Annotated in this window: 18 protein-coding genes; 8 read left to right on the top strand and 10 right to left on the bottom strand. The window is 73.5% G+C overall.

Annotated features, from left to right (window positions below):
* The first annotated feature begins 83 nt into the window (after positions 1-83).
* The 3 genes from B082_RS0121010 to B082_RS0121000 all read left to right on the top strand — a co-directional run bounded on the left by B082_RS0121010 (position 84) and on the right by B082_RS0121000 (position 2911).
* A complete protein-coding gene (locus tag B082_RS0121010) occupies positions 84-899 on the top strand; it encodes a L,D-transpeptidase family protein (RefSeq protein WP_026250015.1) in 816 nt (271 codons plus the stop codon).
* Between the two features lie 150 nt (positions 900-1049).
* Entirely contained in the window at positions 1050-1703 is a 654-nt protein-coding gene (locus tag B082_RS0121005) for a response regulator transcription factor (protein ID WP_199783834.1), read from the top strand.
* Entirely contained in the window at positions 1700-2911 is a 1212-nt protein-coding gene (locus tag B082_RS0121000) for a sensor histidine kinase (RefSeq protein ID WP_018553785.1), read from the top strand. Before B082_RS0121005 ends, B082_RS0121000 begins: the two co-directional genes overlap by 4 nt.
* On the opposite strand, the gene B082_RS0120995 is transcribed toward B082_RS0121000, so the two are convergent.
* Positions 2845-4248 carry a VWA domain-containing protein gene (locus B082_RS0120995; RefSeq protein ID WP_018553784.1) on the bottom strand — a complete coding sequence of 468 codons (1404 nt, stop codon included), beginning with the start codon at positions 4246-4248 and terminating at the stop codon, positions 2845-2847. The two genes, B082_RS0121000 and B082_RS0120995, sit on opposite strands and share 67 nt — an antisense overlap.
* A gap of 267 nt (positions 4249-4515) precedes the next feature.
* Between B082_RS0120995 and B082_RS0120990 the strand changes: the two genes are divergently transcribed.
* On the top strand, positions 4516-4923 hold the full coding sequence (locus tag B082_RS0120990) for an RNA-binding S4 domain-containing protein (RefSeq protein WP_018553783.1): 408 nt from the start codon (positions 4516-4518) through the stop codon (positions 4921-4923).
* 45 nt (positions 4924-4968) lie between these two features.
* On the opposite strand, the gene B082_RS0120985 is transcribed toward B082_RS0120990, so the two are convergent.
* A complete protein-coding gene (locus tag B082_RS0120985) occupies positions 4969-5934 on the bottom strand; it encodes an NADP-dependent oxidoreductase (protein WP_018553782.1) in 966 nt (321 codons plus the stop codon).
* Positions 5935-6015: 81 nt separating this feature from the next.
* Positions 6016-6909: a hypothetical protein gene (locus tag B082_RS0120980; protein ID WP_018553781.1), complete on the bottom strand. Its 894-nt coding sequence runs from the start codon at positions 6907-6909 to the stop codon at positions 6016-6018.
* A 122-nt stretch (positions 6910-7031) separates the two neighbouring features.
* On the opposite strand from B082_RS0120980, the gene B082_RS0120975 reads away from it, so the two are divergent.
* Both B082_RS0120975 and B082_RS0120970 read left to right on the top strand, forming a co-directional pair.
* Positions 7032-7430 (top strand): hypothetical protein, encoded by a 399-nt coding sequence (locus tag B082_RS0120975; protein ID WP_018553780.1) that lies wholly within the window; start codon positions 7032-7034, stop codon positions 7428-7430.
* 100 nt (positions 7431-7530) lie between these two features.
* The gene (locus tag B082_RS0120970) at positions 7531-8664 is read left to right on the top strand and encodes a MerR family transcriptional regulator (protein WP_051094656.1); all 1134 of its coding nucleotides are present in this window, start codon (positions 7531-7533) and stop codon (positions 8662-8664) included.
* 50 nt (positions 8665-8714) lie between these two features.
* Here B082_RS0120970 and B082_RS0120965 read toward each other — a convergent pair whose 3' ends face one another.
* The 3 genes from B082_RS0120965 to B082_RS0120955 form a co-directional block, all read right to left on the bottom strand.
* Positions 8715-9137 (bottom strand): universal stress protein, encoded by a 423-nt coding sequence (locus tag B082_RS0120965; RefSeq protein ID WP_018553778.1) that lies wholly within the window; start codon positions 9135-9137, stop codon positions 8715-8717.
* 101 nt (positions 9138-9238) lie between these two features.
* Positions 9239-9892: an FMN reductase gene (locus B082_RS0120960; protein ID WP_018553777.1), complete on the bottom strand. Its 654-nt coding sequence runs from the start codon at positions 9890-9892 to the stop codon at positions 9239-9241.
* A gap of 2 nt (positions 9893-9894) precedes the next feature.
* The gene (locus B082_RS0120955) at positions 9895-10980 is read right to left on the bottom strand and encodes an LLM class flavin-dependent oxidoreductase (RefSeq protein WP_018553776.1); all 1086 of its coding nucleotides are present in this window, start codon (positions 10978-10980) and stop codon (positions 9895-9897) included.
* A 234-nt stretch (positions 10981-11214) separates the two neighbouring features.
* Here B082_RS0120955 and B082_RS0120950 point away from each other — a divergent pair, with 234 nt between their 5' ends.
* Positions 11215-11619, top strand: a complete 405-nt coding sequence (locus B082_RS0120950; RefSeq protein WP_018553775.1) for a VOC family protein — start codon at positions 11215-11217, stop codon at positions 11617-11619.
* Between the two features lie 534 nt (positions 11620-12153).
* Here the strand turns inward: B082_RS0120950 and B082_RS0120945 are convergent.
* From B082_RS0120945 to B082_RS0120930, 4 genes are all read right to left on the bottom strand, one after another.
* Positions 12154-14115 carry an NAD-binding protein gene (locus B082_RS0120945; RefSeq protein WP_018553774.1) on the bottom strand — a complete coding sequence of 654 codons (1962 nt, stop codon included), beginning with the start codon at positions 14113-14115 and terminating at the stop codon, positions 12154-12156.
* A 29-nt stretch (positions 14116-14144) separates the two neighbouring features.
* Positions 14145-19043 (bottom strand): DNA repair ATPase, encoded by a 4899-nt coding sequence (locus B082_RS0120940; RefSeq protein WP_018553773.1) that lies wholly within the window; start codon positions 19041-19043, stop codon positions 14145-14147.
* Between the two features lie 367 nt (positions 19044-19410).
* A complete protein-coding gene (locus B082_RS0120935) occupies positions 19411-21510 on the bottom strand; it encodes a flotillin family protein (RefSeq protein ID WP_018553772.1) in 2100 nt (699 codons plus the stop codon).
* Positions 21511-21623: 113 nt separating this feature from the next.
* Positions 21624-22286, bottom strand: coding sequence for a hypothetical protein (locus B082_RS0120930; RefSeq protein ID WP_018553771.1), 663 nt, complete (start codon positions 22284-22286; stop codon positions 21624-21626).
* A 316-nt stretch (positions 22287-22602) separates the two neighbouring features.
* Here B082_RS0120930 and B082_RS0120925 point away from each other — a divergent pair, with 316 nt between their 5' ends.
* Positions 22603-23688 carry a PucR family transcriptional regulator gene (locus B082_RS0120925; protein WP_026250013.1) on the top strand — a complete coding sequence of 362 codons (1086 nt, stop codon included), beginning with the start codon at positions 22603-22605 and terminating at the stop codon, positions 23686-23688.
* Positions 23689-23802: the final 114 nt, after the last annotated feature.

Here is a 23802-nt window from a genome sequence, read left to right as displayed (position 1 = left end):
GCTCCGCGGCGGATTGGGCGGCTGCGCGGGCGGCAATGACTGGCTGGGCCGACACCGGCGTGCCGACCGCTGAGGAGCCCTCCGTGCCCGCGTCCCCTTCGCACGCACCCCTGCGCCTGCCCCACGTCGCCTGCGCCCTCGTCCTTCTCGTGCTGCTCGCCGGATGCGGGGCGGGTGGCATCGCCGGTACGGACCTGGGCGGCGCCACGGAGCGCGCGCACGTCGACGGTGTACCGGGGCCGCCCGGGGCGGCGGCATCCCCGTCCCCGTCTCCGTCCGCGCCGGAGCCGTCGCCGGTGCCGGCGGAGATCCCGGGGCTCGGTCCGCAGACCCGGGCGGCGATCCCGGCCGGGGCGCGGCAGGCGTTCGTCGTCACCGGGGAGTCCCCGGACTCCCCCACATCGACCGCCGTCCTCTACACCCGGGACGGCCCCACCGGCCCCGGCTGGCGGGCCGCGCTACCGCCCTGGCCCGCGCACAACGCGCTCAACGGCTGGACCGACGAGCACCAGGAGGGCGATCTGCGCTCACCCGTCGGCGTCTTCACCCTGACCGCGGCCGGCGGCCGTCTCGCACCCCCGGACACCGCCTTCCCGTACGACCTGAGCCCCGACTTCGCCGTGACCGGCGAAGGGTTCCAGGGGGAGCCGCTGGAGGGCTCCTTCGACTACGTCGTCGCCATCGACTACAACCGGGCCCCCGGCACCTCCCCGCTCGATCGCACCCGCCCCCTCGGCGAGGAACGCGGCGGAGGCATCTGGATCCACGTCGACCACGGCGGGCCCACGCAGGGCTGCGTCTCGGTCACCGAGGACCGGATGAAGCAGCTCCTCGGCGTCCTCGACCCGGCCCTCCAACCCGTCATCGTGATGGGGGACGCCCAGTCGCTGCGCCGCTGAGCCGCCCGCCGCGCGGGGCCCGTCCCGGGACGGAGAGCTTTGCGAAACGTGTCCTCCCGTATCGGAGAGCTTTGCGAAACCTCCCTTCCCGTATCAAGGACGCATCCTGGGAGGGAGTGGACACGCATGCACGAGGCGAGGGACATCACGATGCGGGTACTGGTCGCCGAGGACGAGGAAATCCTTGCGGAACTGGTCGCCACCGGGCTGCGGCGGGCCGGATTCGCCGTCGACACGGTGTACAGCGGTGATGCCGCCCAGGCCTACCTGGGGCTGCACGACTACGACGTGGTCGTGCTGGACCGCGACCTGCCCCGGGTGCACGGCGACGACGTGGCGCGCGGACTCGTCGCCTCGGGCTCCCGCACCAGGATCCTGATGCTGACGGCGGCCGGGACCATGGAGGACCGGGTCGCCGGGCTCGACCTGGGCGCCGACGACTATCTCGGCAAACCCTTCGAGTTCCCCGAACTCGTTTCGCGGGTGCGCGCCCTGCGGCGGCGCAGCGCCCGCCCCGTACCGCCGCAGCTGGAGCGGTACGGCATCCGGCTCGACACCGTACGCCGGTCCGCGACCAGGGACGGGCGGGACCTGGACCTGTCGCCGAAGGAGTTCACCGTGCTCCAGCTGCTGCTGGAGGCGGACGGCGGGACGGTCAGCGCCGAGGAACTGCTGGAGCGGGCCTGGGACGCCAACGCCGACCCCTTCACGGGCGCCGTCCGCGTCTGCATGAGCAAGCTGCGCGGCAAGCTCGGCGAGCCGGCCCTGATCCGCACCGTGCAGGGCGTGGGGTACGCACTGTGAAGCGTCCGGCGCTGCTGCCGCACTCCACGATCAGAACCCGCATCGCCCTCGTCTACGGCGGGGTCTTCCTCGTCCTCGGCACGGCCCTGCTCGCCACCGTCAACCTGGCCTCCCGCGCCGGTACGGACTCGCAGGCCCGCGCCATCGCCGAGACGGCCGCCGTGGTCCAGCCCGGCTACGCGGTCAACGGGCCGCTCGTCAGCCGCCACCGTCTCGGCCCGCCGACCGTCTACGACCTCACCGACCACGTCAGCGACGCGGCCGGCCATCAGCTGCTCATCTGGTCGGCGGCCGCGCTGCTCGTGATGACCGCGTGCGCGGTGGGCGTCGGCTGGTGGACCGCGGGGCGGGTCCTGCGGCCCGTCCACGCCATGACGGCCAAGGCGCGCCGGCTCTCCGCGCACACACTCCACGAGCGGATCGCCCCCAGCGGTCCCGACGACGAGCTCAAGGAGCTGGGCGACACGCTCGACGCGCTGCTCGCCCGGCTGGAGAAGGCCTTCGACAGCCAGCGGCGGTTCATCGCCAACGCCTCGCACGAGCTGCGGACCCCGCTGGCCACCCAGCGTGCCGCGATCCAGGTCGGTCTCGACGACCCGACCCCCGACGACCTCGTACGGACCCGGCAGACGCTGCTGGACAACAACCGCCGCAGCGAACGGCTCATCGAGGGACTGCTCGTGCTGGCGCGCAGCGAGCGCGGTCTCGGGGTGAGCGAGCGGGAGCCGGTGGACCTGGCCAGGGTGGTCACCGAGGAGGCTTCCCGGCACCCGGGCGTACGGCTCGACGCACGGCCCTGTCCGGTGCGCGGCAACCGGCTGCTGCTGGCTCAGCTGGTGGCCAACCTGCTGGCCAACGCGGTGACGTACAACGTCCCCGACGGGAGCGTGGAGGTGGCGGTGCTGCCGGCCGGGTCCGGGGTGCTGCTGGAGGTCCGCAACACGGGACCGGTGGTGGAAGCGGCGGACATCCCCGGCCTGTTCGAGCCGTTCCGCCGGGGCGAGGGCAGGGACCGGATGGGGCCGGGCTCGGGGCTCGGCCTGTCGATCGTGCGGTCCATCGCGATGGCCCACGACGGTACGGTCACGGCGGTGCCGGGCCCGGAGGGCGGGCTCGCCGTGACCGTACGCCTGCCGACGGCTCAGGAGCCGGCGGCCGTCTCGCGCCCGGCGACCCACGCGGGGAGCGCGGCGAGCAGCTCGCGGTAGAACGTGGTGTCCGCGACCTCGCGGGGGGCGGGGCCCGCGTGGAAGAAGCCGGTGTTCGGGGCGTCCAGCTTCCGCAGGAAGTCGAAGCCCTTCGCGTCCTTCTCGCCGAACGCGACGAACTGGAAGAACAGCGGCAGCCGGGCCGCCGCGTCCAGCGCCTGACGGGCGGCCTGGCGGACGTCCGGCGGGCCGTCCGTCTGGAAGACCACCAGCGCCGGTCCGCTCGCCCCGGACTCCTCGTAGTGCGCGACGACCTCCTCGACCGCGCGGTGGTAGTTCGTCCGGCCGAGTCGGCCGAGGCCCGCGTTCAGCTCGTCGATGCGGCCCTCGTGGCCGTCCAGCTCCACCGTGCCGGTGCCGTCGATCTCGGTCGAGAAGAACACGACGCGCACGGTGGCGCTCTCGTCCAGGTGCGCGGCGAGAGCCAGTGTGCGGTCGCCCAGGTGCTGGGCGCTGCCGTCCTTGTAGAACGGCCGCATCGAGCCGGAGCGGTCCAGGACCAGGTAGACGGTGGCGCGCAGCCCGGTCAGCCCGTGCGTCTTCAGCCCGGCCTGCGCCGCCTTGTACGCCCCGACGAGCTCGGGCGCCCGCGCCTTGACCTTGGCGAGCGGGAGGGCGGGCTTGCCGGCGGGGGCGGCGGGGGCGGCCTTGAGGGGCTCCGGTTCCGGTTCCGGGTCCATGTCGATGGTGATCGGTGCGGGGCCGGCCTCGGCGACGGGCTCGGGCTCCGGGGCCGGGGCCTCAGCCGCGGCGGCCGGCTCGGGCTCGCCGACGGGCTGCGAGGCCACGACGGGCTCGGGCTCGGCGACCGGCTCGGGCTCGGGCGTCGCGGTGGCCACGACCGGCTCGGGCTCCGGGGTCTCGGTCGCGGCGACGGGCGCCGGTTCGGCGACCGGCTCGGGTGCGGCGGCGGGTGCGGCCGGCTCAGGGGTCTCGGTCTCGGTCTCCGGCTCGGCTTCCGCCTCCGGCTTCGGCTCGGCCTCCGCCGGCTCGGTGCGGGGGCCGGTGTTCTGGGACGGGACCGTGGGCGTCGCCGGCTTGTCGAAGGCCGCCGCCACCAGGTCGGCCGCCGCCCGGTCGCCGTCGTCCGTCGTGGACGAGGACGTGGACGTGGACCGGGGCGTGTCCGAGGACGTGGGGGCCGGCACCGAGATCTTGACGGGCGGGGCGGGTTCGGACGCCGACTCGTCCTCCGCGACCGGCCCGTCCACCGCCACCGACTCCGACTCCGCGGCCCGGGAGCGGTCGCCCTGGGGCGGGACCGTGGCCGTCGTCGGCTCGTCCTGTTCCGTGCGGTCACGGCCGAACACCTTGCGCAGCAAGCTCCGAATGCCCATGGGCGAGGCCTTTCGCGTGAGTTGGGTGCGATGAATGTCCGTACTGCGGGAATTGATCCCTGGCCAGGGCGGATACGTAAGGTTAGCGGCCGGATCAGGCCCTTCGGCGGCACGGCCCGCCTGTGGGACAACTGAGCCGCAACCGAGCCCGGACCGAGTCCTGGGCAGCCGCGCCGCCGACTCCGCGCCCGCCGTTCACCTGCGCGGCAGAGGCGCCGAGTTGACGTGGGGGCGTACCGCCCGGTCCTACGCTCTACAGTCGGACCCATGGTTTCCGGTGAGGCTCCGCAGGCGACGGGCAGCGTTCGGGTCGATGTCTGGATCTGGTCGGTCCGGCTGACGAAGACCCGCGCGCAGGCCGCTGCCGCCTGCCGGGCGGGTCATGTGAAGGTCGCCGGCGAACGCGCCAAGCCCGCACAGGCGGTGCGCGTCGGTGACGAGGTGCGGCTGAGGCACGCGGGCCGGGACCGGGTCGTCGTCGTGTCGAAGATCGTGAAGAAGCGGGTCGGGGCGCCCGTCGCCGCCGACTGCTTCATCGACAACAGCCCGCCCCCGCCGCCGCGTGAGGCCGCGATCCAGGTTCCGGTACGGGACAGGGGCGCGGGCCGGCCGACGAAGCGGGACCGGCGTGAGATGGACCGCCTGCGCGGAATGGGACCCGGCCCCGCCGAGTGAACACGCCTCAGGGCCCGTCCGGCGGATCTTCGCCGGACAGAACACCTAGCAGTGCCCGGGGTGGTGCAGGACGATGACCGTCTTGCCGCGCGCCCCGCCCTCCCGGTTGCGTTCCAGGGCCTCGGGGGCCTTCTCCAGGGGGAGTTCGATGTCGATGGGCACGCGCAGGACGCCGTCCGCCGCGCCCGCCGCCAGCACGTCCAGCAGGACCGGGCTCGGGGCGAGACGGAAGTCGACGCCCCGCACGCCCCCGGGGAGTTGGGCACCGGCCGCCGCGCCGCGCGTCGAGAGCGCGATACCGCCCGGACGTACCGCGGAGGCGTGCGCGGCGAACGACTCCGGCGCCGCCGACGCCAGGTCGGCCAGCGCGTCGATGCCGTCCGGGCAGGCCCCGCGCAGCGCGTCGGCCGGCACACCCCGAGTCAGGTCGATCGTGGCGGCGGCGCCCAACGCCCCCATCCCGGCCCGCTCGTCACCGCGCACCGCCGCGATCACGCGGACGTCCCGGGCGCGGGCGAGCTGGGTCAGGCAGCAGCCGACGCCACCCGCCGCGCCGACGACGAGCAGCGTCTCGTGGCCGCGCAGCGCCACCGCCTCCAGGATCTGGGCGGCGGCCATCCCGGCGGACGGCAGGGCCGCGGCGGTCCGGGAGGCGAGGCCGGGCGGGACGAGCGCGATGGCGGATTCCTGCGGCACGCACACGTACTCGCCGTACGTCCCGCACCCGCCCGGCGTGCCGTCGGCCCCGCCCGCGCGGCCGAACACCGGGTCGCCGACGCGGAAGCGGTTGTCCCCCGCGCCGATCATGTCGACCCGCCCCGCGTAGTCCACGCCCACGACGAACGGGAAGGAGCCGGGGGCCGGGTCCGGACCGTCCACGGTCTGCCAGTCCTGAGGGTTCAGCGAGGCGTACTCGACCCGTACCCGGACCTCACCCGGCCGGGGTTCCGGCTTGGGCAGTTCGGCCAGGACCGGCCCGGCCCCCGACGCGCTGACAGCGATGGCTCGCATACGCAGACCTCCCAGTCGCCCCGGCAGTCACGCCACGCCCCACTCTTCCCCGGCCCGCACGCCCCCGCACGCCGGCGGCCCTCACTCCCCGGCCGGCACCGGCAGCACCCGCTGCGCCCAGATCCGGGCCGCCGCGGCGCACACCGCGACGGCCAGGCCCAGACCGAAGACGATCCACACCGTGGTGTGCAACGAGTGCGTCAGCGCGTCGTAGACCGCCGCCGCCGCGCCCGTGTCGCTGGACGGCACCTCGGCCAGCACCCGGTCGCGGGCCAGGGCGATCACCCCGCGCAGCGCCAGCGCCCCCAGCGCGAACCCGGTGCCGGTCACCGCCGTGGCCGCCAGCGCGGCCAGGGCCTGGCTCCGGCGGCCGGGGCCGCCGCGCACCCAGGCCAGGGCGATGGCGAGCAGGGCGAACGCGAGGGTGCCGACGGCGGGCCACACACTGGCGGCACGCAGCCACCGGAAGCTCTGCCGCAGCTGGTCCGCGCGGCCGGCGGAGACCAGCTGGATGTCGGTGTGCTGGACGGGGACCTGATCGGCGAACGGCACCCCGTTCTCCACCAGGTTCCGCTTCACCTTCTCCGTGACCGGTGCCAGGTCGATGGTGACGCTCTCGCCGCTCTTCCCGTCCAGCGCGTCGGTGACCGTCTCGTGCGCCGTGCGGTTGGCGGCGGTCCAGGCGTCGCGGAAGGTCCCGGTGGTGGTGAACGACTGAACGGCCTGGTGCAGGAAGTCGCGGACGGTGTTCTGGAGCGGGCCGACATCGATCTGCTTCATCGCGCTGTCGGTGATCAGATCGGCGACGGTGTTCTGCACATCGGAGTCGTCGGCGAGCGGCGCGACGGCCGCCACGTAACGGTCCGTGTCGTCGATCTCCAGGTCGACCCAGGCGGACAGCGCGCTCAGCGGCACCAGGACGGCCAGCAGCACCAGCAGTACCGCCGAGAGAGCCACCGAGATGTACGTCCGCACTCCTCAAGGGAATCCCGGATGGCGGCGGCACGCCCCGGGCCGTAGCCCATCCGAGTTGCCGGACGGCATGACCAGGTGTGCCCTTGGAGGAGGAGCGGGGGCGACGAGAGGAGCTTGCTGCCATGGCCGCACACGCTTCGGTGCAGGCGCGCGGGAGGCGGCGCGCGCCCGCCCGGCACCACCCCGTCCGCAGCTGGGCCGTTCCCGTCACGCTCGGCGTGATCCTCGGCTGCTACGCGACGGCCATCGTCCGCGGCGGCGGGGTCCTCACCGGCACCCGGCTGGCCCTCGGCCTGGTCTCCGGCGCCGTGCTCGCGGTGCTCTGCTTCGGTCTGGGCCGGATACAGAACCGGCTGCCGCGCGAGCTGAGGGCCACCGCGTACGGGGTACTGGCCGGCGGTTCGGTCGGCTTCCTCTACAGCCTGTCCGGCGCGAGCATCCTGGCGGCGTCCATGATCGGTCTGATCATCGGCCTCAGCGGGCTGCTTGCCGCGTTCTACTACTTCTACACCCGGGAGTGACTCCCGCTCCGCGCGTCGCGGCGCCCATCATCGGTCCTTGACCTTTCCCACGGGGGAAGGCCAAGGATCGAGTGTGCCGGGGCGGGAAAGCCCGCCCGGTATGAGGAGGCGCGCGGTGACGACGGACGACGGGCAGGGGCGGGGTCCCGGCGCGGCACTGGTGACGATCGGGGCGTTCGCCCGGCTGTCCCGGCTGTCCGCCAAGGCGCTGCGCCGCTACGACGAGCTCGGTCTGCTCCCGCCGGCCCTGGTCGACCCGGTGAACGGCTACCGGTACTACGACCCGGCGCAGGTGCGGGCGGCCCGGCTGGTGGCCTGGCTCCGCCGGATCGGGATGCCGCTCGCCCGGATCAGGGAGGTGATCGCGCTGGACTCCGGCGCGGCCGCCGCCGCGATCCGGGCGTACTGGGCGCAGATCGAGGCGGAGACGGCGGCCCGCCGTGACCTCGCGGCCTTCCTCATCGACCAACTGTCGACGGAGGACGTCATGACATCGGTAGGCACGCTCGGAATCCGCTACGCGGCCCGCACCGACACGGGTGCGGTACGGGAGACCAACCAGGACGCGGTGTACGCCGGTGCCCGGCTGCTCGCGGTCGCCGACGGGTTCGGCGAGGGTGGAGCGGGGGCCAGTACGGCGGCGATCGACGCGCTGAAACCGCTCGCACCGGGCACGGTGCCGGCGGCGGAGCTGCTCAACAGCCTGCACGACGCGGCGGAGCGGGCCGCGCACGCGGTGCGGGACGCGGTCGCGGGGAGCGGTGGGGGCGGGGCGCCGGAGGAGTCCGGGACGACGCTGACGGCGATGGTGTGGACGGGTTCGCAGCTGGGCCTCGTGCACATCGGGGACTCGCGGGCGTATCTGCTGCGCGGGGGCGAGCTGTTCCGGATCACGCACGACCACAGCCTCGTCCAGTCGATGATCGACGACGGTTCGCTGACCGAGGAGGAGGCGTTCTCGCATCCGCAGCGGGCGATGCTGCTCAAGGTGCTCTCCGGCGACGGGTCGTACAGCTTCGGGCCCGATGTGGACGTCCGGGACGCCCGGCCCGGCGACCGCTATCTGCTCTGCTCGGACGGGCTCTCGGCCGTCGTCGACGGCGGGGAGCTGGCGCGGGTGCTGGCTGCGGCGGACGGGCCCGGCACGGCCGTGCGCGGCTTGATGGAGCTGGCGGCGGCGGCCGGCGCGCCCGACAACGTGGCCTGCGCGGTGGCGGACGTCGTGGAGCTGTGACGTACGGGAGGGGGCCCGCACCACGCGTGGTGCGGGCCCCCTCCCTGGCCTCAGTTGCGGACGACCGTCACCGGGCACGACGCGTGCTGGGTGACATGCAGGCTGACCGAGCCGAGCAGGGTCGCCTTGAAGCCGCTGTAGCCGCGTGCGCCCACGACCAGCAGGTTCGCGCCCTCCGCGCGGTCGAGCAGCGCCTGCGCCGGATTGCCGATCACCACGACCTTGCTGACGGCGGCGGCGCCCTCGGCGCCCAGCGCCTCCTCCAGCGTCTCCGTGAGCGACACGGTGGCCAGCGCCTGCGGGTCGAAGTCCTCCGGCAGGCCCGGCATCATCGACGCCCAGCTGGTCGCGGGGTACTCCCAGCTGTTGACCGCCTCCACCGTGTCACCGGTCAGCTGGGCCTGGCGTACGGCCCAGTGCAGTGCCTTGACCGACGACTCGGAGCCGTCGACGCCCACCACGATCCTGCCCATCTCTGCCTCCAGCTAGGTTCTGCTGTTGTGCTTGGTCTTCGGGACACGCCTTCCCGTACGACTCTAGTTAAAACGGGCGAAAGGGCGATCCCCGGGGTCGGTCAGGCCGGGCGCAGCGCGGCGAGCTGCTGCTCGAACGGGACCACCTCGTCGTCCGGGCCCGGCGCCCTGGGGGCGCCCGAGACCGTGCCGCCGCCCGTGACCGCGTGGGCCAGCTCGCCGCCCGCGCGCCGGATACGGGCCGGCAGGCCGTCCGCGTACGCGTCGCCCGCCGCGCCCCAGTCCTCCGATGCCGCGTACACCGACGTCGGCAGCGTGACCGCCCGCAGGTAGGCGAAGAGCGGGCGCATTGCGTGCTCCAGCACCAGCGAGTGCCGGGCGGTGCCGCCGGTCGCCGCGATGAGCACGGGCTTGCCGGTCAGGGCGGTGTTCTCGACCAGGTCGAAGAACGACTTGAACAGCCCGCTGTACGAGGCGGTGAAGACCGGCGTGACGGCGATCAGGCCGTCCGCCCCGGTCACCGCGGCGAGCGCGTCCTCCAGGGCGGCCGGCGGGAAGCCGGACACCAGGTGGCCCGCGATGTCCACGGCCAGGTCCCGCAGCTCGATCACCCGGACCTCGACCGGGCGGTCCTGCCCGGTCTCCAGCCGCTCCCGCGTCGCGGCGGCCAGCCGGTCGGCCAGCAGCCGGGTGGACGAGGGGCTGCCGAGGCCGGCCGATACGGCGACGATTCTCAGCGGTTCGGTGGCGAACACGGTCAGTTCTCCTTCGTGATCGTGGCGGCGACGGCCGGGTGCAGCGGCGCGGTCTCGGGGACCCCGGCCGGCCGCAGCGCGGCGAACTCCTTGCGCAGTACGGGGACGACCTCCTCACCGAGGATGTCCAGCTGCTCCAGCACCGTCTTCAGCGGCAGCCCCGCGTGGTCCATCAGGAACAGCTGGCGCTGGTAGTCGCCGACCGAGTCCCGGAAGGTCAGCGTCCGCTCGATGACCTCCTGCGGGGAGCCCACGGTCAGCGGCGTCTGCTGCGTGAAGTCCTCCATCGACGGCCCGTGCCCGTAGACCGGGGCGTTGTCGAAGTACGGGCGGAACTCGCGTACCGCGTCCTGCGAGTTCTTCCGCATGAACACCTGGCCGCCGAGGCCGACGATCGCCTGCTCGGCGGTGCCGTGGCCGTAGTGCGCGTACCGCTGCCGGTACAGGTTCACCATCTTCCTCGTGTGCTCGATGGGCCAGAAGATGTTGTTGTGGAAGAAGCCGTCGCCGTAGTACGCGGCCTGCTCGGCGATCTCCGGGGACCGGATCGAGCCGTGCCAGACGAACGGGGGCACGCCGTCCAGCGGGCGCGGTGTCGCCGTGAACGACTGGAGCGGCGTCCGGAACTTGCCCTCCCAGTCCACGACGTCCTCCCGCCACAGCTTGTGCAGCAGGGCGTAGTTCTCCACCGCGAGCGGGATGCCCTGGCGGATGTCCTTGCCGAACCACGGGTACACCGGGCCGGTGTTCCCGCGCCCCATCATCAGGTCCACGCGGCCGTCGGCCAGGTGCTGGAGCGTCGCGTAGTCCTCGGCGATCTTCACCGGGTCGTTGGTCGTGATCAGCGTGGTCGAGGTCGACAGGATGATGCGGTTCGTCTGCGCCGCGATGAAGCCCAGCGTGGTGGTCGGTGAGGAGGGGACGAACGGCGGGTTGTGGTGCTCGCCCGTCGCGAACACGTCGAGCCCGACCTCCTCGGCCTTCCGTGCGATGGCGACGGTCGCCTTGATCCGCGCGTGCTCGCTCGGTGTCGTGCCGGTGGTGGGGTCGGTGGTGACGTCCCCGACGGTGAAGATCCCGAACTGCATGGCGTCCGCCTCCTGGCCGAGTGGGTGTTTGGTTGAACGTTGAACTATCGTTGCACACGGTACAACGGGGGGTTGGGGGGTTGTATTCCTCGGATATGAGCGCGGGGTCCGGTCCCTCGGGGTCCGGTCCCCGAGGACCAGGACCGTTGGCCGATGTGCCTGGCCCGTGCCGGTGCGTACGCTGCGGGCTCCGGTGCGTGGCCGTGCGTGCCGCTCGATGAAGGAGGGGCGTCTGTGTCATTCACCGGAGAGACCCACGTCCGGCTGGCCCGGCCGTCCCTGGATCTCGCCGCCGCCGAGCGCTTCTGGGTTGCCGGGCTCGGGCTGACGGTCCTCTTCCGCGCGGATGCGGGGCGGGCGCCTGGTACGCATGACCTTCTCATGGTGGGGCATCCGGACGCGTCCTGGCATCTGGAGCTGACGTCCGGGGGCGACCACCCTGTGCGGCCTCGCCCCACCGACGACGACCTGCTCGTGCTGTACCTGGACGGGGCCGTACCGGATGAGCTGGTGGCACGGTTGCTGGCGTCCGGCGGTACGCGGGTCACCTCGCCGAACCCGTACTGGAACGAGTGGGGCGTCACGGTGGAGGACCCGGACGGGTACCGGCTCGTGCTGTGCCGGCGGGGGTGGGGGTGAGGGTTCCGTCCTCAATCGCCGGACGGGCTTGGGGGCGTCGTCGTCCGTGGGGTGCGCCTCGCACCCGCGGGGGTGCGCCTCCACCCGGTGGGTGGGGGTGGGGTCCCTCCGGGCAGACTCCTCAAAAATGGCGTGTTCACCCGACGACGAACAGGTACCCGGGTCGTACGCCATTTTCTGCGGGGACTGCCCTGCACGCCCCCACCCGGACGCGTATGCGTCTGCGACAGTCGTCCCATTGGTGTGCAGACGCGTGGCGGGCGGTCCGGGGGCGTGCAGGGGAGTCCCCGCAGGACGACGAACGGATACCCGGGTACGACTGCGTACCGGCGGAACGTTCGTCGTTTGAGGAGACGCCCCGGAGGGACCCCGGACCCCACCCGGGGAGTGCGGGCGTGCTCTTCAGCCCGTCCGGCGATTGAGGACGGAACCCTCCGGTTGGGACCGGGGCAAACCCGCGGGGCCGGCGCCGCGCTCAAGCCTGTCCGGCGGTTGAGGACGGAACCGGTCGGCCCGGGACGGGGCAACCGATCCTCAGCGCCGCGTCAGCGCCCGCCGCCCCAAGAGTTCCGCCAAACCGCGGCGGGTCGCGGCGACCACCACGCGGTCCGTGGGGCGCAGGACGTAGCCGGGGTGGAGGTTCCAGACCAGGCCGCTCTGCTCCGCCGGGGCGCCCGGCGCGCCCGGCGGCGCGGGCGGGGCCACGTCCAGGGCCAGGACACGCCACGCGCCCGCGCGGAACGCCTGCTCCACCGTGCGCCCCTCCAGCTGCGGGTGGCCGGCCACCTCGATCGCGGCGAAGAGCATCACCTTGCGTTCGACCGGGATCGCGCCCAGGATCTGCCGGCCCATCATGGCGACCGCGAAGGAGGGGCCGGCCAGGTGGGAGACGGAGCGGGAACGGGTCAGGGCCTGCGGGTGGGCCGTGCGCAGGGTGCGGTAGACCGCGGTGGCGAACTCGTCGTCGAACAGGCGCACCGTCACCCGCAGGTTCGGCTTGAGCGAGCGGGCGTAGAGCGCGGCCTCCAGGTTCGTCGTGTCGACGCTGGTCAGGGCGAGGAGGCCGCGGGAGCGGGTGATCTTCGCGGCCTCCAGCACCCCTTCGTGGGTGACGTCACCGAGGACGACCGGGACGTGCAGGCGGCGGGCCACCGCGATGCCGCGCGCGTCGGGGTCGTCCTCCACGCAGACGACCGGGATGCCCAGTTCCCGCAGGTGGACCAGGACGCGGGTGCCGATCTTGCCGAGGCCCAGCAGCACCACATGGCCGGACAGGCCGCGCGGCGGGCGGCGCAGGGAGGAGGCCGTACGCAGGGAGCCGAAGGCCTCCAGGACGCCGGCCACCAGGAGGGGGAGGAGCATCAGGCCGGCGATGCCGGAGAGGATCTGGATGATCTGGCGGGGCGTCGGGTCGCCGATCGCCGGGTCGCCCATGGCGAACAGGTCGAGGAGGGTGAGGTAGACGGCGTGCAGGGGGTGGTCGCCCGTGGTGACCGAGGAGGCCACCGCGAGGCCGAGGACGGCCAGCCCGACGCCCAGCGCCGACCACCGCAGCCGGCGCGAGAAGAACTGGCTCAGCGGGGCGCTCCGGCCGCTCATCCGGGGCTTGGGCGCGGCCGGGCCCGACTGGGTGACGGCCTCCAGCACCACCGTGCCGCGTCCGGCGGCGGCCGCCACCTGGTCCTGGTCGGGGAGGAGTTGGGGGCCCTCCGCTCCACTGCTGTCGGAGCCCTCGGTGCCGGCCGGGTCGTGGGTGGTGGAGGAGAGCAGGGCCAGCGTGCACAGGGCGGGGTCGGCGACCTGGCCGGGCCGGGGAGGGGTGCGTTCGGCCGCGCGCAGGAACAGTCCCTCCGCCCGGATCACCCGGGTCGAGCCGGCCAGTGCGGTGGCCGCGAGGGCGGGGGCGGCGGTGTCGGCGTCGGACAGGACCGTGGTGGAGGCGTCCAGCGCGGCCTGGTCGATGCCGGGGGACGCGAGGGCGGCCGCCTGGTCGAGCAGGGTCTCCAGATGCTGGCCGAGCTTGCGGTTGTAGAGCCGGATCACCAGGCGGACACGGGGGTTGAGCCGGCGGGCGGTCAGCGCGGCCCGGATGTTGCGCTCGTCGTCGTCGTAGACGAGCGCCACCGCCGACGCCGTGTCGATGCCCGCCTCCTCCAGCGACTCGTCGGAGGGCTCAGCCGCCTGGAGGATGCGCACCGCCTCGACCCCGGCGTTGGTGTCCCCGTCCGAGCCGTGGGGCAGCCCGCCGCCGTTGCGGTTCATCGCGGACGCCATCCGGCCGAACAGCGCGGCCGCCCGGCCGCGCCCGCTCAGCGGCGACTCCGGTCTGGCCGCGCCCGGCTCCGGGGGTACGACGAGGGTGACCCGTTCCCCGTAGACGTAACGCAGCTCCACAGCGAGCCGCTGGGCGAGCGCGTCGTCTCCGCAGACCACCATGTGGCCGGAGAACGGGGAGGGTTGGGGTTGCTGGGGGAATGAGGACACGGAACCCAGCATGCCTTGCTCCCTTCCTCGGATCAGTAGGGTCAGCCGTTCTCCTGGCCCCCGGCCGGCGGCCTGGACAGCAGGTGGCGCGGGTCCGCCGCACGGCCGATCGCCGTCTCGACCGCCGCGATCCGGTCCGCGAGCAGGCCGAGCGCGGCCACCGCGCGGGTCATCGGGTCGCCCTCGGGCCCGCCGAGCGCCTGGGTGCGGACGTACGAGGAGCAGAGCGCGGCCCAGCGTTCGGCCTGCCGGGGGGTGAGCGTGCCGCGCAGCGCGGCCAGCTTCAGCAGGGCTGCCTCGGCGCCGTTGGTCAGGGTCTGCGCCTCGCCCGCGTAGTGGTCGTCCACGACGGCGGACAGTTCGGCGTCGTTCATCACGGGCGAGATCCGCTCCGCGATCCGGTTCATGTTGCGGTACGAGCCCTGGAGCCGGAACGGCGGTTCGGTGCGCGTGGCATCCGTCTGCGCGGCCGACGCGATGTACGCGGCGTTGACCGCGAGCACCGTGTCGCGGGCCCGCAGCAGATGGCGCAGCACGGAGGTGATCCGGTCCACCTCGGCCGGGGCATAGGGGTGTTCGAGCTGCTCGGGGCGGGCCGTGGGGTCGGCGGCGGCCAGCCGCAGCAGCAGCGTCAGGTCGTCGCGGGAGCGGCCCGCGAGCGGGGCGAGGACCGGGTTGGCGGTGAGCGCGTTCTCGACGAAACTCAGCGCGAAGACGTCCTCGCGGCCGCTCAGCACCTCGCCCAGGTTCCACACGTCGGCCCGGTTGGCGAGCATGTCGGGGACCTGGAAGCGCTCGCCGGACTCGGTGTAGGGGTTGCCCGCCATGCACACCGCGAACCGCTTGCCCCGCAGGTCGTAGCTGCGCGGCTCGCCGTCCCGTACGCCCTCGACGCGCCGGGTGGCGTCGCACAGCGGGATGAACTTCTGGAGGAGTTCCGGCGAGGTGTGCTGGATGTCGTCCAGGTAGAGCAGCGTGTTGTTGCCCGCCTCCAGCGCGAAGTTGATCTTCTCGATCTCCTGGCGCGCGGTGGCGCTGCCCGCCTGCGCCGGATCGAGCGAGGTCACGTCGTGGCCGAGGCTGGGGCCGCTGATCTTGACGAGGACCAGGCCGAGCCGGTCGGCGACGTACTCCATGAGCGTCGTCTTGCCGTAGCCGGGCGGGGAGACGAGCAGCAGCAGGCCCTGCGAGTCGGTGCGGCGGTCGGCGTCGGCGGTGCCGAGCTGCTTGGCCAGGCTGTCGCCGATCAGCGGCAGGTACACCTCGTCCAGCAGCCGGTTGCGAACGAACGCGGACATGACGCGCGGGCGGTGGTCGTCCAGCCGCAGCCGGGCCCGCTCGGCCGAGACCAGGGCGGTGCGCCTGCGCTGGTACGCGCGGAAGCCGGGGACCGTCTCGGTGCGGAACCGCTCGGTACGGGCGAGGAGTTCGTCGATGCGTACAGTGAGCCGGCCGCGGTCGATGCGGGGGTGGACGCCCAGGAGGCCGTCCACGGTCTCGGCGAGCGGCGCGTCCGCCTCGTAGCGGGCGAGCAGCGGCTCGGGGCACAGCTCCACGGCGACGGCCTCCGCGAGGTCGCCCGGGTCGATGTCCGTGCCGCTCGCCCCGGCGTACGAGGTGAGCCAGCCCTCCACGAGCTGGCGGCGGGCCGGCAGGTCGTCAGCGAGGGCGGCGAGGTCCTCGTCGTACGCCGAAGTGCCGGTGGCGTGGCGGAACTTGTCCAGGAAGGCGCGGACGGCGGCGCCCGTCACGAAGCCCTCGGGGCCGCCGGTCAGCTCCTCGAAGAGGTACGCGGCGACGCCCCCGGAGCCCTCGCCCGGGATCACCGACGCCCACTCCTCCTGGAGCGCGGCGATGGCCGGGGCGAGCCCGAAGGTCTCCCGGGCGCGGGCCAGCGAGCGGGCGCGGCGGGTCCAGGAGGTGCGGCGGGCCTCGTCCGCCTCATGGGTCCAGAACAGCTGGGCGGCGGCCCGGACGGCGGGCGTGAAGCGCAGCAGGCCGGCGTCCGCGTGCAGCCGCAGCAGCGCGCCCAGGATCGCGGTCGCGTCCTCGTCGTGGACGCCGCGCTGGTACCCCTCGTCGTACGCGGCCTGCGCCGACTCCCGGACCAGGGTGGCGAGTTCGGTCTCCCCCAGGGCGGCCAGCCGGTCCGCGCCCTGCTCGGCGAGGAGCCGGGCGGCCAGGTGCTCGCCCCGGTAGACGGACGGCGACTCGGAGGGCAGCGACTGCTCCCAGTACGGGCGCGTCGCGGTGAACTCCGGGTCGGTGACCGGCATCCGGTAGTCGGTCCCGGTGACCGCGAACGCGAGGCGGTCGTCCTGGGGCACCAGCGTCAGCTCGAACGGCTGGGTGTTCACCGCGAACCGGTGCCGGCCCAGCCGGATCACCGCCCCGCCGTCCGCGTACAGCTCGCTGCGGTCGCGCAGCGCCCGGCCCGCCTCCTGGCGGGCGGCGAGCAGCTGCCCGTCCAGTTCCTCGGCGCGCACGGTGTCGCCCAGGCCGCGCAGCTCCTCGGCGGTGCGGCGGATCTTGGCGACCATCGGGTCGGAGGCGAAGTACGTGTGGACGGCGTCCGGGTCCGGCAGCGCGGCGCTGCGGCGGGCGACCGTCTCCAGGACGCGGGCGGCGGACTCCGCGAGGCGTTCGGTGCGGCGGGCGAGGGCGTCCTGAAGGCTCTGCCTGCGCGCCGAGAATGCCTCGTACACCTCCGTCCGGCGCTCGCCCAGCTCCGCCAGGAAGTCGTCGAACTCCGCGAACCGTGCCTCCAGGTTCTCCAGCTGGAGCAGCAGCCTCGCCAGCTGCTCGTCGCAGGAGTCCGGCGTGTCGGCGGCGGCCAGCGCGGCCGTGACGGCCTGCCCGAGCAGCGCGGCCTCGGCGGCGAACTCGGCCCGGCCCTCGTGGTCCAGCAGGGTGCGGCGGCGGGCGTCGAGCGTGGCGCGGGCCCGGTTGACGGCGCCGAGGACCTCCGCGATCCGCTCCAGGATCGACGTACGGACCACGCCGTCGCCGATGTCGAGCCCGGCGACGACGTCCGTGACCGTGCTCAGGCCGTCGGTCATGCCGGCCAGCCGGTCCCCGAGCGCCGAGGCGTCGGTGACCGAGGCGATCTCGCCCGCCTCCTCGGTGAGGCGGGCGATGTCCTCGTGGTAGCCGGCGAACGCGTCGTCCCTGGCCAGGAACGCCACCGCGCGCCGGCCCGCCGCTTCGATGTCGTCGTCGGTGGTGGCGGTGAGTCGCGCGATGCGCTCGGTGTCCGCGTACCGCATCTCGGCGAGCGTCGCCAGGTGGCCGTGCGCGCCGCGCAGTTCGGTCAGCCGCTCGACCCACTCGGCGGCCGTGCGCGGGGCCTCGCCGCGGACCCGGCGGACCAGGGTGGTGATGCGGTCGGCGGTCTCGGTGAGGGCGTCCGCCGCCTGCCGGGTCAGCGCCTGGACGGCCTCGAACTCCGCCACGACCTGGCGGGCGGTCTCCCGCAGCTCCCCCAACGGTTCGGCGAGGTCGCCGAGTTCGGTGTCGCCCAGCCAGTGGTAGCGGTCGCCCGCGCGGACGCAGTCGGTGACCAGCCGGTCGTACACGGCGGCCGTCGGCGTCGTCTCGGACGCGGCGTGCGCGAGTGCCAGGCAGTCGGAGATCCCGCGCACGAGGTCGGCGTTGCCGACCCGGGCCAGCGGACCGTCCCCGACGGGGCGGGAGGCGGCATAGGTGTCGGAGACGTACGGGGTCTGCCAGCGCTGCAACGGGTGGACGCGGGCCGCACCGCCGTCGCCGCCCTCCACCGGGTCGCGCAGGACGACGAGCGTGCCGTCGTCCAGCAGCGCGTGGCCCCGGCCCTGGAGCGGGGTGGCCACCTCCTGGCGGATCACGTTGTACGGCAGCAGCAGGCTCCGCCCGTCCTTGCGGGAGCGGAAGACGTAGAGCACGTCCTCGCCGTTGGGGGAGCGGACGGCGTCCTCGAAGACGGGGTCGGTGAGCGGCTGCGCGATGTCGAAGGTCCTGGCCTCGCCCGTGGTCAGGTAGAAACCGCCGGGGAAGATGATCCCCTGGTCCTCGGGGAGCCGTTGGCAGGCCGGTCCGATGCCGTCCAGCCGGGTGACGGTGGAGAGCAGCGCGTTGAAGACGAGGTAGCGCCTCGCCTCCTCCTTGTACGGGCGGACCCGCAGCAGGACCAGCGGGCCGAGCTCCGCGTACTCGACCTCGGCGTCGGCGAGCGACTGGAGCGGCTCGGTGACCGGCTCCTCGTAGATGCCGTCCGGGGTGTCCGTGTCGTTGACCGTCTTGACGGTGAGGCTGCCGCCGAGCGTGTCGACGTACAGCTCCGCCTCGCAGCCGATCGCGATGTGCGGGTGGCGGCCCGCGATGTGGGACTCGCGGCCGGCGGTGGTCCAGGTGAAGTCGTGCGACGGCGGGAACGCGTGGTCGCGCTCGCCGCGCGCGTCGAGGAACGCGCCGGCGGAGCCGTCGGCGTTCAGCGCCCAGCGCAGGACCCTGATGTCCTCGGCGGTCTCGCCGGTACGGAACACCGCGAGCAGCCGGCCCTCCGTCCGGCGCAGCCGCAGCAGGCGGGCGTCGCGGAAGTAGCGGTGCAGCCCGTCGAATTCGCGGACGAAGGACGTGTCGGCCAGCAGGCCGTCGGTGCCGGGCGTGAGGCCGGCGTCGTACAGCGCGAGTACGTCGTCCACGGCCGGTTCCCCGCGGTGGCCCGCGCCCCGCTCGAAGCCGAAGAGGAGGCGGCCGCCGACCGCGACGAGGTCGCGGGGGACGGAGGGGCGCTGGGTGTGGATCTGCTCGCTGCCCAGCAGCCGCAGGCCGGTGGAGCCGAACTCCTCGGTGCGGCGGGTGTTGAGTGATTCCGCCCGGCGGGCGAGTTCGGTGGCGTGGGTGCTCAGGCGGCGGCGCAGGACGTCGTAGTCCCCGGCGGTCGGTGGGGTCACGGTGTCCATGGGGTGCGCTCCTTTGGGCGGGGTGGGGCGGGGTGCGGGTGCGGGTGCGGGGGCCGGTGCGGGTGCCGGGGGGCCGGTGCGGGTGGGCCGGTGCGGGTGGTGGTCCGCCGGGCTTGTTGTCCTCAATCGCCGGACGGGCTTGGTTTTGACCTGCGGGTCGGCTTGAACGTGCGGTTCAGACGTCCTCAATCGCCGGACGGGCTTGAGATGCCCGCCAGGCGGGCCCGGAAGGAGCCCGGTGGGTCTCGACGGGCCCTGGTGGGTCTCGACGGGGCCCGGTTCGGCTTGGGAGGGGCGGGCCCACCCAGCCCGTCCGGGTATCGATGACGGACGGGCCGGGGTGGGGCGTTCGGGCGACCGACTCCGGTCAGCCGACCGGCTTGCCGTTCAGGCCCGCGGCCGTCACGGCGGACACCGGGACGTCCGCCAGACCCAGCGACTTCGCGTGGTCCAGCAGCGCGCGGACCTGGTCCGGACCGACCCCCGACGACGGCGCGGCCATCATCCGCATCAGCAGCGCCGACACCGTCATGTTCTGCACATCACCCGTGGACACCGACGACAGCACCCGTGTCAGGTCGTCCGTGAACGAGGACTCGCCGTTCAGCCACGGACCGGCCAGCGCCTTCGCCGTGTCGGAGCTGCCGACGAAACCGTCCAGGCTCTTGCCCATCGAGATGGACGAGACCAGCCGGTCGAAGAAGACCGACTCGCCGCCGACGATGTCGATGTCGGCGTTCTCCAGGCCGGTGGCCAGCACCGTCGCCTGCGCCTCGGCGACCTGCCGCTGCACATCGAGTCCGGCGAGCCGGATCTCCTTCTCGGCGGCCAGCCGCAGCCGGTACTCCTCGTGGCCGCGCGAGGCGTCGTCCAGCGCCGCCATCGCGGCCGCCTTCTCGGTGAGGCCCGCGGCCTCCGCCTTCAGCTTCTCGCCGATCATCGCCGCGTCGGCCACGGCCTGGGCCTGCGTGCCCTCCGCCGCCGCGAGTGCCTTGAGACGGGCGCCCTCCGCCTCGGCCTTGAGTCGCGCGTTCGTCGCCTCGGCCTCGGCGAGGCCCGTCTTCTCGATCACCTCGGCCGCCGCGTCCCGTACCTGCACGTCCGCCAGGCCGGGCGCGGCCGACTCCGCCTGCACACCCTCGGCGAGCCGCAGCTTCGCCTGGGCGTCCAGGTCCGCGGTCCTGAGCCGGGCCTCGGCGAGCGTGAGCTGCTCGGCGGCGCGGTGGGTGGCGGCGGCCTCCGCCGCCTCCGCGGCCTTGATGTCCTTGACCAGCCGCTCCTGCGCCTCCGCCTCGGCGGCGATGATGACCGACTTGCGGGTGCGCTCGGACTCCTCGACCGACCGCAGCGTCTTGATGGACTCCTCCTGCTCGGCGACCGTGCGGTCCACCGCGATGCGCTCGCGGATCACGTCGGCGACCTCGCGGCGCTCCGCCTCGACCTCCTTCGTCGCGGCGATCCGGTTCAGCTCGGTCTCGCGCTCGCGCCCGATGACCTCCAGCATCCGGTCCTTCTCGATGCGCTCGTTCTCCACGGCGATGACCCGCTCGCGGTTCTTCTGCGCGACGGCGATCTCGCGGGCCTGGTTCTCCCGCTGGATGCCGAGCTGCTCCTCGGTCCTGATGAACGCGGCCTGCGCGCCCAGGCGCTCCTCCTCCTGGACCCGGGAGGTCGCGGACTCCTCGCGGGCCCGCAGGGTCTCGACCTCGCGGCGCTGCTTGATCTCGGCCTCGGCCTGCCGGCGCTCCAGCTCCAGGATGGTCTCCCGGGCGTCGACGTCCTGCCGGGTGATCTCCTTCTGCTCGGTGCGCTGGAACTCGTTGGTCCGCACGTGCTCGATCGCGGTCAGCTCGGTGATCTTGCGGATGCCCTGTGCGTCGAGGATGTTGGCGCCGTCGAGCTGCGCCATCGGCGTCTGTTCGAGGAAGTCGATCGCCGCGTCGTCCAGGTGGTAGCCGTTGAGGTCGGTGCCGATGACCCGGATGATCCGGTCCCGGAACTCCTCGCGCTTGGTGTAGAGGTCGACGAAGTCCAGCTGCTTGCCGACGGTCTTGAGCGCCTCGGAGAACTTGGCCGCGAAGAACTCCTGGATGGCGACCTTGTCGCTGGCCCGCTCGGTGCCGATCGCCTGGGCGACCTTGATGACGTCCTCGACGGTCTTGTTGACCCGGACGAAGAACGTGATGTGGATGTCGGCGCGGATGTTGTCCTGGCAGATCAGGCCCTCGCGCCCGGTGCGGCGGATCTCGATGGTCTTCACCGAGATGTCCATGGACTCGGCCTTGTGCAGCACCGGCAGGACGACGGCACCGGTGAAGGTCACGTCGACCTTCTTGGTCTTGGAGATGATCAGGGCCTTGCCCTGCTCCACCTTGCGGAAGAGGCGGGTGATGATCAGAAGGAGGGCTACGGCGATGAGCAGGACCACGGCGATGAGCAGGCCGAGGCCCAAGGAGATGGCTTCCATGACAGTCCTTGGCGGCTGGTGTTACGGAATTGAGCGGTTTTGGGGGTGTGGTGGCGCGGCGGCACACAGCCCGGCGGGCCGGGCGGGCACATCGCGCCGGTGAGAAGGACGGCTCAGGCGGTGGAGCCGGGAGCCGTACGGCCCTTACGGGGCAGCTCGGCGGGCGGTGGGCCCGGGTCGAGCGCCTTGTCGTAGGACGAGACCCAGAAGAACTCCCCGGCCTCGTCGTACGCGTACAGCAGGCCCGTGTCGCCCGAGGCGAGTTCCGCGTCGGCGGACGGCAGCCGGCGCACCTGGACGATGGCGGTCGACCCGTCGGCCGCGGCGACCTCGGCCTGGCCGAAGTCGGCGCCGACCGAGCCGGTGCGGATCGTGCAGACCCGGCCCAGGAAGTCCTGGCGCGATGGCGGAGGCTGGTCGGGGAAGAAGCGGCGGAAGTGGTGGACGAGCAGCCGCACCGCACCCCAGGCGAGCAGCAGAGCCCCGGCGAGCACCCCGGAGGCGAGCACGGCGCGCACGGTTCCGGTGGTTCCCGAGCGGTGCACCAGGACGGTGCCGGTCAGGGCGGTGAACCAGCCGACGGCGACTATCAGGGACACCGAGACGGTGACCGGTACGCCGCCGACGCCCGCGAGATCGGTGTCGACGTCCGTGTCGAAGGAGTGGTGGTCGGCCGCGCCGGCCAGGACGAGCAGCCAGAAGGCGATGACGACGACCAGCGCCGCGGCGAAGAGTACGGCCGGGAAGGACAGTGTCGCGTCCAGGAATTCCCGCATCGTTTTCCACCCCCTGCCGTCCCGCCGGCAGCACTGCCGGCGCTTCTGCGGGCCGGGCGGTGACCTCGGCGCCGCGGCGGCGCCTGTCGACGCCGCCGCGGCGGCCGGGCCTTCCCCCGATCCCCCGTGCACCTCCGTGATCCCCCGTGATTCCCCCGTGGTCCCCCGGTTGGTGCTGACAGGATCGTGTCATCCGGGGGTCTCCGGTCGCATTGCCGGATCACGGCAATGTTTTTCGCTCCCCGATGCCGGGCACCGGCACCGGGCTTCGTGCGTTGGGCAATTGTCGATGCTGTAGCGGAACGGAGATGAACGCGTGGCGGAACCGGAGATTCCTGATGGTTTTCTGGAGGGTTACGCCCAGATGCTGGGCGAGACGGCCGTCTCCGGGCGGCGGCCCACCCGCGAGGAGCTGGACATCCGCCGGGATCTCGGCCGGCAGGCCGCCGAGGCCGGGCACCAGCTCCGCGCCCTGGTCCGCATGCACCTCTCCGAGACCCGAACGGCCTGGCCCACCGCCGCCCCCGGCTCCTCCGCGGCCTCCATAGCCGCGTCCACCGACAGTGTGCTGGCCGCGGTCGAGCAGGCGGTCGACGCCTTCGCGGACGGCTTCGAGCGGGCCCAGCGCCTGACCGTGCGCCGGGAGGAGGCCGCCCGGCGGGAGTTCATCGACGACCTCCTGTACGGGCGCAGCGACCTGGGCCGGCTGGCCGAGCGGGCCACCCGGTTCGGGCTGCGGCTCTCGCGCGCCCACGCCGTCGCGGTGGCGGCGGGCGCCGAGGCGTACACCGAGACCGACGCCGTGCCGCGGCAGGTGGAGTCGGCGCTGCTGGCCCGGTTCAGCGGGCGCAAGATCCTGCTCACGACGAAGGACGGGCGGATGGTCTGCATCGCGCCCGGCAGCCAGCCCGACGTCCTGCGGTATTTCGCGAAGCAGGCGCACGCGGCGACGGACGGCGGCCGGGTCGCGGTCGGCCGCGCCCACCGGGGCCCCGGCGGGGTGGTCCAGTCGTACGACGAGGCGCTCGACGCGCTGGACCTGGCGGACCGGATGGACCTGGACGACCCCGTGCTGTACGCCGCCGATCTGCTGGTCTACCCGGTGCTGACCCGGGACCGGCAGGCGATGGCCGATCTCGTGCGCAGCGAGCTGGGCCCGCTCCAGAAGGCCAGGGGAGGGGCCGAGCCACTGCTCAGGACGCTCTCGGTGTACTTCGACGCGGGCTGTGTCGCCGCCGAGACGGCCCGCCGGCTGTCGCTGAGCGTGCGCGCCCTCACCTACCGGCTCGAACGCATCCACCAGCTGACCGGCTCCGACCCGACCGACCCCATGCACCGCTACACGCTCCAGACCGCGGTGATCGGGGCGCGGCTGCTCGACTGGCCGGCCAAGGAGCTCTGAGCCGCCCTCACTGCCGGGACCCGGCAGGGCGGGCGGGCCCCGTTCCTCCACATGCGGGGACGGCGGCGTCCGCCTAGCGTGATCAGCCGGGGGGTTTCCGGTGACGCGCGCAGC

This window comes from Streptomyces sp. ATexAB-D23 (assembly GCF_000373645.1).
Classification (GTDB): Bacteria; Actinomycetota; Actinomycetes; order Streptomycetales; family Streptomycetaceae; genus Streptomyces; species Streptomyces castrisilvae.
Note: the sequence above shows the minus strand (reverse complement) of the source record. Positions and strands in the feature narration are given on the sequence as shown.